Below are 11,574 nucleotides of genomic sequence, written 5' to 3' on the forward strand. Positions count from 1 at the left end.
GGTGACCGGCTCATGCGTGTGATGGCCCAGATGGGCATGGTGATGAACCTCGACAAGTGCATCGGGTGCCACACGTGCTCGGTGACGTGCAAGCAGGCGTGGACGAACCGCGCCGGCACCGAGTACGTCTGGTTCAACAACGTCGAGACCCGCCCCGGGCAGGGGTATCCGCGGCAGTACGAGGACCAGGAGAAGTGGCGCGGCGGGTGGACGGTGGGCCGGCGCGGCCGCCTCAAGCTGCGCACCGGATCGCGGCTGACCCGGCTGCTGACGATCTTCTCCTCGCCCGTGCAGCCCAAGCTCGAGGACTACTACGAGCCGTGGACCTACGACTACCGCACCCTCACCGAAGCGCCCCTGGGCGACGACTTCCCCGTCGCCCGGCCGAAGTCGCTCATCACCGGAGAGGACATGAAGGTCAGCTGGTCGGCGAACTGGGACGACGATCTCGGCGGCGCCCCCGAGATGGGCCACCTCGACCCCATCGTCGAGAAGGTGCGCCGGGAGTCCGAGGAGAAGATCAAGTTCGAGTTCGAGAACACGTTCATGTTCTATCTCCCCCGCATCTGCGAGCACTGCCTGAACCCCTCGTGCATGGCCTCGTGCCCGTCGGGCGCGATCTACAAGCGCGCCGAGGACGGCATCGTGCTCGTCGATCAGGACCGCTGCCGGGGCTGGCGGCAGTGCATCACGGGATGCCCGTACAAGAAGATCTACTACAACCACAAGACGGGCAAGTCCGAGAAGTGCACCTTCTGCTACCCGCGGCTGGAGGTCGGGCTGCCCACCGTCTGCTCGGAGACCTGCGTGGGACGGCTCCGGTATCTCGGCCTGTTCCTCTACGACGCCGATCGCGTCACCGCCGCGGCCGCCACGCCGGATGAGAAGGACCTCTACGAGGCGCAGCTCGACCTCATCCTCGACCCGGAGGACCCGGCGGTCATCAGGGCGGCGAAGGAGCAGGGGATCCCGGACGACTGGATGGATGCCGCGCGCCGGTCGCCGGTGTACACCCTCGCCAAGAAGTACCGGGTCGCGCTGCCATTGCACCCGGAGTACCGCACCATGCCGATGGTCTGGTACATCCCGCCGCTGTCTCCGATCGTCGATCTGCTGCGCGACCAGGGCCACGACGCCGAGCAGGCCGGGACCCTGTTCGGCGCGATCGAGGCGCTGCGCATCCCGGTCGAGTACCTCGCCGAGCTGTTCACCGCCGGCGACACGGAGATCATCACCCGCGTGCTGCGGCGCCTGGCCGGCATGAGGTCGTTCATGCGCGACATCACGCTGGGCGCCGAACCCGACGAGTCCATCCCCGAGTCGGTGGGGATGGACGGCGAGTCGATGTACGAGATGTACCGGCTGCTGGCCATCGCGAAGTACGACGACCGGTACGTCATCCCCACAGCGCACTACGAGCAGGCGCACGAACTGGAGGAGCTGGGCTGCTCGCTCGACTTCGACGGCGGCGCGTACGAGATGCACTCCGGGCCCTTCGGCGAGGCCAGCGGCACGCCGGCGCCGGTCGCGGTCGAGACCTTCCAGGCGCTGAAGCTGCGCCAGACCGGCGACCACCCCGCCGACGGCGAGCGGCTGCGCGGCCGGGTGAACCTGCTCAACTGGGACGGCAACGGCAACCCGGAGGGCCTGTTCCCGGAACGGTCCACGGATGCCGAGGAGGCATCGCGATGAACCGGGCGGCGCTGTCTCAGGCGGTGGTGTACCAGGCGGCATCCATCGTCCTGCGCTACCCCGACGACGAGGTGCTCGGCCTGCGCGGCATCGTGCGGCGCGCCGTCGCGGAGTCCGCACCCGCCGCCCTGCCGGACTTCGAGCCGCTTCTGGACTGGTGGGAGCACACCCCGGTCGAGGACGTCCGCGCCTCGTACGTCGACATGTTCGACATGTCGAAGCGGCACGCGCTGTACCTCTCCTACTGGACCGACGGCGACACCCGCCGGCGCGGGCAGGTGCTCACCGAGTTCAAGCGCCGCTTCCGTGACGAGGGGCTCGACCCGTCCACGACCGGCGAGCTGCCCGATCACCTCCCCCTGGTGCTCGAGTTCGCCTGCCGCCGGCCCGACGCCGGAGCCGCGCTGCTGCAGGAGTACCGGGCGAGCCTGGAGCTGATCCGCCTCGCCCTCGCCGAGCGCGGATCGCCGTACGCGGGAGCGGTCGCCGCCGTGTGCGCGACGCTGCCGGGCCGGTCCCCGCAGGACCGCCAACAGGCCATGGCGATGGCGGCGGCAGGGCCCCCCGCCGAGTCGGTCGGCCTCGAGCCCTACGACCCGCGGCTGCTGCCGCTGAGCCCGGCGATGACGGGAGGCCGCTGATGAACGTGTTCCTGTGGGGGATCCTCCCCTACATGATGGTGGTCCTCCTCGTCGGGGGCCTGGTCTGGCGGTACCGGTACGACCAGTTCGGCTGGACGACGCGCTCCTCGTCGCTGTACGAGTCGCGCCTGCTGCGCTGGGGGTCGCCGATCTTCCACTTCGGCATCCTCGTCGTCGTCGGCGGTCACGTCATCGGGCTCGTCATCCCCGCCGCCTGGACGGCCGCCGTCGGCATCACCGAGGACATGTACCACGTGGTGGCGCTGGCGCTGGGCACCGTCGCCGGGGTCACGACGATCGCCGGCATCGCGATCCTCATCTACCGGCGCCGCACGACCGGCCCGGTGTTCATGGCCACCACCAAGAACGACAAGTCCATGTACGTCGTGCTCGCCCTGGCCCTCGTCACCGGGCTCGCGACGACCCTCATCGCCGTCTTCAACCCCTCGCACGAGTCGAACTACCGGGAGACGGTCGCCCCCTGGTTCCGCTCCCTGTTCGTCTTCCAGCCGAACATCGAGGCGATGGCGAACGCGCCGCTGGAGTTCCACATCCACACCCTCATGGGGATGGCGCTGTTCATCCTGTGGCCGTTCACCCGCCTGATCCACGCCTTCACCGCGCCGATCCACTACCTGTTCCGCCCGTACATCGTGTACCGCTCCCGCAGCGGACGGCCGACCGCCACCGGCAGCGGGCCCCGGGGATGGGAGCCGGTCGGCACGCGCGACCGCACCTCGGGTCGTCAGCTCGAGAGGCCGAAGACGCGCCGAGAAGCCCGGCGCTGACGCCGCCCGGCTGCGCCGGCGCGGCGCATCCCGCGATAGCGTGGGGTCAACTCGCCGCATCCCGCCCTCCTTCTCAGGTCCGCATGTCCGACGCAGCCGTCACCGCCCCCGCGCCGCCGGGGCCGGTGGTCGTGGTCGGCGCCGGGCGCATGGGCACCGCGCTCGTTGCGCGGCTGCGGGAGGCGGGAGTCAGGGTGCGCGGCTCCGAGCGGCGCGGTGAGACCGCCTCCGACGCCGCGGTCGTGCTGCTCGCGGTGCCCGATGCGGCGATCGCCGACGCGGCCGCCTCCGTCGTGCGCGGACGGCTCGTCGGCCACCTGTCGGGGGCGACCACCCTGGCGCCCCTCACCCCGCACGAGGCGTTCAGCCTGCATCCGCTGATGACCGTCACCGGACCGGAGGCGCGCTTCGAGGGCGTCTCGGCCGCGATCGCCGGCTCGACCCCGCGCGCGCTGGGCGCGGCGCGCGCCATCGCCCAGGCCCTGGGCATGCGGCCCGCCGAGGTCGCCGACGCGGACCGGGCCGCGTACCACGCGGCGGCCTCGATCGCGTCGAACTTCCTGGTGACGCTCGAGCAGACAGCCGCCACGCTCGCCGCAACGGCCGGGATCGGCCGGGAGGCCCTGGTCCCGCTGGTGCGGGCGAGCGTCGAGAACTGGGCCGCCCACGGCGGCCATGCGCTCACCGGCCCCATCGCCCGCGGCGACGAGGCGGTCGTGGCCGCGCAGCGGGAGGCGGTGGCGGAGCGGATGCCCGAGGCCCTCGCCCTGTTCGACGCACTGACGGACGCGACACGCGCGCTCGCGGCCTCCCCGTCCGGAGAGCGCTCGTGAAGGTCGTCCGAACGGTGGCGGCCCTGCGCGATGCCCTGGCCGGAGCGGGGCGCATCGGATTCGTGCCGACCATGGGCGCGCTGCACGAGGGGCACCTCGCCCTGGTGCGCGCCGCGCGCGCCGAGAACGACACCGTCGTTCTGTCGATCTTCGTCAACCCGACGCAGTTCACGGATGGCTCCGACCTCGCCGCCTACCCCCGCGACGAGGAGCGCGACCTCGCCCTCGCCGAGGGCGGCGGCGTCGACGTCGTGTTCGCCCCGGACGCGGCCGAGATGTATCCGACCGGGTTCGCGACGACCGTGCAGGTGGCCGGGCCGATCACCGAGACGCTGGAGGGCGCGCACCGCGGCCGCGCGCACTTCGACGGCGTCGCCACCGTGGTGGCCAAGCTCCTGCTCGCGGTCGCGCCGCATTCCGCGTACTTCGGCGCGAAGGACGCCCAGCAGGTCGTCGTCGTGCGCCGCATGGTGCGCGACCTGGGCATCCCGGTCGAGATCGTCGTGTGCCCCACCGCGCGCGATGCCGACGGGCTCGCGCTGTCGAGCCGCAATGCCCGGCTGAGCGTGGCCGAGCGCGCGCAGGCGGCGGCGATCCCGCGGGTGCTGGAGGAGACGAGGGATGCCGTCGCCCGAGGCGAGCGGGATGCGGTGCTGCTGTGCCACCGCGCACGGGCCGCGCTCGCCGCCGCCGGGCTGGCCGTGGAGTACGTCGCGATCGTCGACCCCGATAGCCTCGATGAGATGGCGCGGCTGTCCGGGAACGCGCTCGCGGTCGTCGCGGTGCGGGCCGGGGATGTGCGCCTCATCGACAACACGATGCTGCCGGCACCGCTCTGAGAGGTCCCGATGAACGCCGAATCCGCCCCCGTCACGATCACCCGCCTGAGGGACATGAAGGCCGCCGGCGAGCAGATCGTCATGGTCACGGCGTACGACTTCCCGTCGGCGCGGGCCGCCGAGCGTGCCGGGGTCGACATGGTGCTCGTGGGCGACTCGGCGGCGCAGGTGGTGCTCGGCTACTCCTCGACCGTGCCGGTGTCGACCGAGGAGATGCTGACGCTCGCCGCGGCGGTGCGCCGCGGAACGCGGCGGGCATTCGTGGTGTGCGACGTGCCGTTCGGATCGACCGAGGTCTCCGACGAGCAGGCCGTCGCCACCGCGCTGCGGTTCGCGAAGGAGGCCGGCGCGGACGCCGTCAAGCTCGAGGGTGCCTCGGCGGCGCGGCTCAGCCGCATCCGCGCGGTGGTCGCGGCCGGGGTGCCGGTGGTCGGGCACGTGGGTCTGACGCCGCAGACGGCCGGGGCGCTGGGGGGGATGCGCGCCCAGGGGCGGACCGGGGAGTCTGCCGCCCGCTTCGTGCGCGATGCCCTCGCCGTGCAGGAGGCCGGGGCGTTCGCCGTGGTCGTCGAGGCGGTGCCCGCCGAGGTCGTCGCGGTGGTGCGTCCCGCGCTGCAGATCCCCGTGATCGGCATCGGCGCCGGCCCCGCCGACGGACAGGTGCTCGTGTTCCACGACGTCGTCGGGATCACCGAGGGCCGTCTCGCAGCCTTCGTGAAGACGTACGGGGCCGTCGGCGATGCCACGGCCGACGGCGTCGCGGCATATGCCGCAGAGGTGCGCTCCGGCGCGTTCCCCGCCCCGGAGCACGGCTACCCGGCCCGGCCCGAGGCGGTCGCCGCCGCGCGCAGCGAGCTCGAGCGCCTGACCTGAGTCGGGGCACCCGCTCGCCGTGGCCCGAGGCCCCGGGCTTCACGCCACGGCGGTCGTGGTCATGACGACGGTGCGCGCCCCGTCGGCATCGGTCACCTCGAAGGCGACGGCGACCCGGCCCAGCGCACCGAGCCGGTCGACGTGGGTGCCACCGCACGGGATGCGCGCCTCGCCGTCCGGCAGCGCGCACACCCACGCGCGACGCGCGCCGAGTCCGGGCTCTGGGCTCTCGACCCGCACCGCAGCGTCGGTGGCGACCCAGGCCGCCAGCTGCGTGTTCACCACGTCGGCCACCGCCGCCACATCGTCGAAGGCGGCCGGCGGAAAGCCCTTCTTGCGCAAGGACTTGCCGATCCGGTACGTGTCGCGCGCGCCGTGCTCGAGGATCTCGGAGCGTACGATCGCGAGCTGATCGAACGCCGGCGCGCCCAGCGAGTCGGTCGGTGCGGTCTTCGTCCAGGAGTCCGCGAGCGCACGGTCCAGGGCGAGGGATGCCAGGTGGCACGCCGTGTGCCCGGCCGACAGCGCCTCGCGGTGCCCGGCGTCGACCTCCACCGTGACCGCGTCGCCGGCGCGCACCGGCGCGTCCGGTGCCACCAGGTGGACCACCACGAACGCCCAGCCCGGGGTGCCCGTGCGCACCGGGACGTGGCCGCCGATGTGCAGCCTCTCGCCGTCCGTCGCCCCGACCTGGGCGCCGACGATGTCGACGCCGGTCCCGTCGGCGAGGATCAGCCGGCCGCGGTCGGCCGGCTGATCCGGCCAGTGTGCGTCCACGGGGTGGAACGCGGTGCGATCGAGCAGCACAGCGAGCGCCCCGTCGACCTGCTCGGCGTGCAGCACGACGGCAGGCGACGACGTGGCACCGGATGGGTATTCGACGATCGTGTCGGCGGTGGGCAGAGGCATCCCTCCACGCTAGCCCCCGCACGCGACTTTACTTAGCAAGGCTAATGAGCTATGCTAACTATCCGTATGTCGCACTCTGAAGCACCCCCCACGACCGCGGCTGCGACCCTCATCCACGAACTCGGGCACAGCATCTCGGCCGAGGCGTCCAACCTCCGCATGGCGACCTTCCGCCTCGCCCGGCGGCTGCGCGCACAGCGCGCCGTCGACTCGATGAGCGACGGCCAGTTCGCCGTGCTCGCCGCACTCAAGGTCCACGGGCCGCACACCCTCGGCGAGCTCGCCGAGCGCGAGCGGGTGACCGCGCCGTCGATGAACCGCACGGTGAACTGCCTCGAGGAGTCGGGCTGGCTCACCCGCACCCCCGACGACGCCGACCGCCGCAAGGTCAACATCGACCTCACGCCCGAGGGGCTCGAGATCGTCGACGAGACGGTGCGCCGCCGGGACGCCTGGCTCGAGGACGCGCTCGCGTCGTTGAGCGATGAAGATCGCGACATCCTGCAGCAGGCCGCCGAGCTCATGCGGGCGGTGGCCGACTCGTGAACAGCATGTTCCGGTCGCTGTCGCTGTTCAATTTCCGCATCTGGATCGTCGGCGCCCTCGTCTCCAACATCGGCGGCTGGATGCAGGCGACCGCCCAGGACTGGGTGGTGCTCACCGAGCTGACCGACAACGACGCCACCGCCATGGGCGTCACGATGGCCCTGCAGTTCGGGCCTCCCCTGCTGCTGGTGAGCATCTCGGGCTGGATGGCCGACCGGTTCGACCGGCGCAAGCTGCTCATCGTGACCCAGAGCACGCTCATGCTGCTGGCGGTCGCGGTCGGCGTCCTGCTGCTGACCGGTGTGATGACGCTGCCGCTCATGTGGGCCTTCGCCCTGGGCTTCGGCATCGCGAACGCCTTCGACGCGCCCGCCCGCCAGGCGTTCGTCTCGGACGTCGTGGCGCGCGAGAACGCGTCGAATGCCGTAGCCCTCAACGCCGCATCGTTCAACATGGCGCGCCTGATCGGCCCGGCGGCCGGCGGCATCCTGATCGTCCTGGTCGGCACCGGCTGGGTCTTCATCATCAACGCGGCCACCTTCCTCGCGATGCTCGTCGCGCTGGCGCTCATCCGCGTGCACGAGCTCGTGCCGCACGTGAGGGCGCCCGGCGCCGGGCGACTGGCCGACGGATTCCGCTACGTCGCCCGACGCCGCGATCTGCTCGTCACCTTCGTGATGGTGTTCCTCGTCGGCGCGTTCGGCATGAACTTCCCGATCTTCGCCTCGACCATGGCGCTGGAGTTCGGACAGGACGCCGACGGCTACGGGCTGCTGAGCTCGGTGCTCGCCATCGGATCGCTCGTGGGGGCCCTCATGGCCGCCCGCCGCGACCGCGCCCGCATCCGCGTCATCATCCTGTCCACCGGCGGCTTCGGGCTCGCCCTCGGGGTCGCATCGTTCATGCCGCTGTACGCGCTGTACGCGGCCGTGCTCGTGTTCGTCGGGTTCTCGACCGTGTCGATGCTGACCACCGCCAACGGATACGTGCAGACCACGACCGACCCCGCGCTGCGCGGCCGGGTGCTGGCCCTCTATATGGCGGTCATCATGGGCAGCACCCCCATCGGCGCGCCGATCGCGGGATGGGTCGCGCAGACGTTCGGCCCGCGTGCGGCGATGCAGCTGGGGGCGATCGCGGGGCTGGTCGCCTGCGCCATCGGTCTCGCCTGGCTGCTGGCCTCGGGCCGCGTGCGCCGTCACGAGACGAAGCGGTTCCGCGTCACGATCGATGAGACGGTGCCGATCCGCGTGGTGCAGCCGGCGCCCGAGGAGTTCAGCGACGAGGTCGCATCGACCACGCCCATCCCGCTGCCGACGAAGACGGACGTCACCCGCACGACGTCACACGCCTGACGCGTCCGCCCGCCTCTGCGAGACTCGGCTCATGCCGAATGCGCTGACCGACCTGCTCGGAATCTCCGCGCCCATCGTGCTGGGCCCGTTCGGGGGCATGTCGTCCGTCGCCCTCACCGCGGCAGTGAGCGAGGCGGGCGGGCTCGGCTCGTACGGGCTGTACGGATACCCTCCCGAGCGCATCGCCGAGATCGCCGCGCAGCTGCGGGCGGCGACCGACCGCCCCTTCGCGGTGAACCTGTGGGTGCCGGTCGGCGACGAGGTCGGTCCCGACGAGGTCGATCTCACGGCCGCGCTGGAGATCGTCGCCCCTCTGTACGCCGAGCTCGGACTCGCCCTCCCCACGAGCGAACCGCCGGCGGCCCACCCGGCGGCGGACTTCGGCGCACAGCTTCAGGCCGTGCTCGACGCGAGCCCGGCGGTGGCGAGCTTCGTGTACGGGATGCCGGATACAGCGGCGATCCGCGCCGCCCACGATCGCGGCATCCGCGTCGTCGGCACCGCGACCACGGTCGCCGAAGCCGTGCGGATCGCCGAGGCCGGGGCGGATGCCGTCGTGGCCACCGGATTCGAAGCGGGTGGCCACCGGGTGTCGTTCGACCGGCCGGCGGAGGATTCGCTCATCGGCGGCCTCGCCCTGATCCCCCAGGTCGCCGATGCGGTCGGGATCCCGGTGATCGCGGCGGGCGGCATCGCCGACCGCCGCGGCGTGGCGGCCGCCTTCGCGCTCGGCGCGAGCGGTGTGCAGGTGGGCACGGCGTTCCTGCGCACCCGGCAGTCTGCGGCCACCGACGCGCACCGCACCGCCATCGACGGGGTGCGCGACACGGGCACCGTGCTCACCCGGGCCGTCACGGGGCGGCTGGCCCGCGGCATCCCGAACCGTCTCGTCCGGCTCGTGGAGGAGGCCCGTCTCGCGCTGCCCTTCCCCGCGCAGGGGTGGCTGCTCGGCCCGGTCCGCGGCGAGGCGCTGCGCCGCGGCCTGGGCGACCTGCAGTCGCTGTGGGCGGGTCAGTCGGCGCCGCTGTCCCGGCGCGACGACGTCGGCGCGGTGTTCGCCGAGCTCGCCGCCGGCGTCCCGCGCGCCCCCGAAGGCTGATCCGGGCGACCCAGCGGCCGGCGGCCGGCACCGCTCACGCTTCGCGGGTGATGGTCACCTGCACGTGGAGCACCGAGTCGGCCGGGCCGGCGTACACGCCGCGCAGCGGCGGGACGTCGTTGTAGTCCCGGCCACGACCCACCAGCACGTGCCGGTCGCCGATGGCGGCGCCGTTGGTGGGGTCGAAGCCCTGCCAGTCGCCGGTGAACCATTCCACCCACGCGTGCGACTCGCCGACGGCGGGCCGGCCGATCTCGGGGTCGGGCACCGGATGCAGGTACCCCGACACATAGCGGGCCGGGATGCCGACGGCGCGCAGCGCGCCGATGGTGATGTGCGCGATGTCCTGGCAGACGCCCTTGCGCTCGTGCCAGGCCTCGCCCGCCGTGGAATGCACCTGGGTCGCACCGACCTCGTACTCGACGGCGTCGCCGATCGTCGCGGCGATCTCGTGCGCGGCCCGGCCGGGGTCGCGGTGGCGCGCCGCGATCGTGCGCGCCAGCTCGGCGACCTCCGGGTGCGGCTCGGTCCGTGCGGTCTGGGTCAGCTGCTCGGCGGTGGCGACGGCGCGACCGGTCGCTGCGGCCAGGCGCGCCCAGCTCGTCTCGGGGTGCTCGGCGGGCCGGGCGCGCACCTCGACGAGGCTGCGTGCGGTGATGTCGAGCCGGCGGTGCGGGGCGAGCACGTCGAACGAGCTCACCCGCGTGCCGAAGTAGTCGATGTAGGAGTTCACCGATGTCGACGGCTCGATCTCCAGTGCGGAGTTGAGCAGGAACTGGTGCGCGCTCGTGATGGGAAGCATGCGCGCCTCGTTGTACGACGCCGACACCTCGCCCTCGTATTCGAAGCCGGTGGCGTGCTCGATGCGCAGCCGCTTCATGCGGGCCGCTCCTGCCTGTGTGCGCGCCGGTGTCGAGCCGGTCGAACCGTCATGAGAGCTCTCCGATCCAGTGGATGTCGGCCTGTGTCGGGAAGAACCGCTGGCGGATCGCCTCGGAGGCCTCACGGGTGACCTGCTGCACGCGGTCCATGTGCTCGGGCAGCTCGCGCAGGATCTCGGCGAGGGGCAGGTACTCCAGCTCGTTGCGGATGCGCCCCAGCGCCCGCAGCACCTGATTCGAGTGACCCACCCGATCCGCGCGCGGATCGATCGCGCTCATGCACTCCTCCGCGCTGGTGACCGAGTACACGATCGAGCGCGGGAACAGCCGGTCGAGCAGCAGGAATTCGGCGGCGTTGCCCGCGCTGGGCGTGCCGCGATAGGCGCGCAGGTAGGCCTCGTAGGCACCGCAGGAGCGCAGGATGGTGGTCCAGGACGGTCCGGATGCCTCGGTCAGCGACCGCGTCGCGAGCATCCGCGCGGTCATGTCGGCACGCTCGATGCTGCGCCCCAGCGTGAAGAACTGCCACGCCTCGTCGCGGCTCGACGTGGTCTCCACCACCCCCAGCGCGAGCGCCGCCCGCTCGCGCACCCACTGGAAGAACTCGTGCACCTTCGCATCGTTGATGCGCCGCGGCATCCGCGCACTCGTGGTGTTCAGGCACTCCCACAGCTCGGTGCCGACCACCTCGCGGGCCCGGCGCGCGTTCTCGCGCGCCGCGTGCAGCGCGTAGGCGATGCTGGACGGGTTGGCGCGGTCCACCGCCAGTCGGGAGAGCACCTCACCCCGGTTCACGACTTCGCCGCGCTCGGGCGGCAGCGACCCCATCACCGCGATGAGCGAGCGGCAGGCCGTGTTCTCGTCCACCCAGGGATCCTCGAGCAGCAGCTGCAGGTGCACATCGAGGATGCGGGCCGTGCCGTCGGAGCGCTCGATGTAGCGGCCGATCCAGAACAGGGACTCGGCGATGCGGCTCAGCATGCCGGATCGCCTCTTCCGGTTCCTGAGCCGCGCCCACCGCGCCCGCCTCTTCCGGTTCCTGAGCCGCGCCCACCGCGCCCGTCTCTTCCGGTTCCTGAGCCGCGCCCACCGCGCCCGCCTCTTCCGGTTCCTGAGCC

General features: G+C 72.3%; 12 protein-coding genes. 9 read left to right on the forward strand and 3 right to left on the reverse strand.

Annotated elements, in window-relative coordinates:
• The first annotated feature begins 12 nt into the window (after positions 1–12).
• From narH to panB, 6 genes are all read left to right on the forward strand, one after another.
• A complete protein-coding gene (gene narH, locus ACIWQI_RS10460; protein WP_396657258.1) occupies positions 13–1,692 on the forward strand; it encodes a nitrate reductase subunit beta in 1,680 nt (559 codons plus the stop codon).
• A complete protein-coding gene (gene narJ, locus ACIWQI_RS10465) occupies positions 1,689–2,333 on the forward strand; it encodes a nitrate reductase molybdenum cofactor assembly chaperone (RefSeq protein WP_396657260.1) in 645 nt (214 codons plus the stop codon). The genes narH and narJ overlap by 4 nt, the downstream gene beginning before the upstream one ends.
• A complete protein-coding gene (gene narI, locus ACIWQI_RS10470) occupies positions 2,333–3,121 on the forward strand; it encodes a respiratory nitrate reductase subunit gamma (RefSeq protein ID WP_396657262.1) in 789 nt (262 codons plus the stop codon). Before narJ ends, narI begins: the two co-directional genes overlap by 1 nt.
• An 83-nt stretch (positions 3,122–3,204) precedes the next feature.
• A complete protein-coding gene (locus ACIWQI_RS10475) occupies positions 3,205–3,954 on the forward strand; it encodes a DUF2520 domain-containing protein (protein WP_396657264.1) in 750 nt (249 codons plus the stop codon).
• Positions 3,951–4,793: a pantoate--beta-alanine ligase gene (gene panC / locus ACIWQI_RS10480; protein WP_396657265.1), complete on the forward strand. Its 843-nt coding sequence runs from the start codon at positions 3,951–3,953 to the stop codon at positions 4,791–4,793. The genes ACIWQI_RS10475 and panC overlap by 4 nt, the downstream gene beginning before the upstream one ends.
• Before the next feature lie 9 nt (positions 4,794–4,802).
• The gene (gene panB, locus ACIWQI_RS10485; RefSeq protein WP_396657267.1) at positions 4,803–5,666 is read left to right on the forward strand and encodes a 3-methyl-2-oxobutanoate hydroxymethyltransferase; all 864 of its coding nucleotides are present in this window, start codon (positions 4,803–4,805) and stop codon (positions 5,664–5,666) included.
• A gap of 39 nt (positions 5,667–5,705) precedes the next feature.
• Here panB and ACIWQI_RS10490 read toward each other — a convergent pair whose 3' ends face one another.
• Positions 5,706–6,575, reverse strand: a complete 870-nt coding sequence (locus tag ACIWQI_RS10490) for a metal-dependent hydrolase (RefSeq protein WP_396657269.1) — start codon at positions 6,573–6,575, stop codon at positions 5,706–5,708.
• Positions 6,576–6,641: 66 nt separating this feature from the next.
• Here ACIWQI_RS10490 and ACIWQI_RS10495 point away from each other — a divergent pair, with 66 nt between their 5' ends.
• Genes ACIWQI_RS10495 through ACIWQI_RS10505 form a run of 3 tightly spaced genes read left to right on the forward strand, consistent with a single transcriptional unit; the run spans position 6,642 to position 9,575 of the window.
• Positions 6,642–7,121, forward strand: coding sequence for a MarR family winged helix-turn-helix transcriptional regulator (locus tag ACIWQI_RS10495; protein WP_396657271.1), 480 nt, complete (start codon positions 6,642–6,644; stop codon positions 7,119–7,121).
• 5 nt (positions 7,122–7,126) lie between these two features.
• The gene (locus tag ACIWQI_RS10500; protein WP_396657312.1) at positions 7,127–8,476 is read left to right on the forward strand and encodes an MFS transporter; all 1,350 of its coding nucleotides are present in this window, start codon (positions 7,127–7,129) and stop codon (positions 8,474–8,476) included.
• A 31-nt stretch (positions 8,477–8,507) separates the two neighbouring features.
• Positions 8,508–9,575: an NAD(P)H-dependent flavin oxidoreductase gene (locus ACIWQI_RS10505; protein WP_396657272.1), complete on the forward strand. Its 1,068-nt coding sequence runs from the start codon at positions 8,508–8,510 to the stop codon at positions 9,573–9,575.
• A gap of 34 nt (positions 9,576–9,609) precedes the next feature.
• Here ACIWQI_RS10505 and ACIWQI_RS10510 read toward each other — a convergent pair whose 3' ends face one another.
• Entirely contained in the window at positions 9,610–10,455 is an 846-nt protein-coding gene (locus ACIWQI_RS10510; protein ID WP_396657274.1) for a transglutaminase N-terminal domain-containing protein, read from the reverse strand.
• 49 nt (positions 10,456–10,504) lie between these two features.
• Positions 10,505–11,437 (reverse strand): alpha-E domain-containing protein, encoded by a 933-nt coding sequence (locus tag ACIWQI_RS10515; RefSeq protein WP_396657276.1) that lies wholly within the window; start codon positions 11,435–11,437, stop codon positions 10,505–10,507.
• Positions 11,438–11,574: the final 137 nt, after the last annotated feature.

Origin of the sequence: Microbacterium sp. (assembly GCF_044508325.1) — a bacterium.
GTDB lineage: Bacteria > Actinomycetota > Actinomycetes > Actinomycetales > Microbacteriaceae > Microbacterium.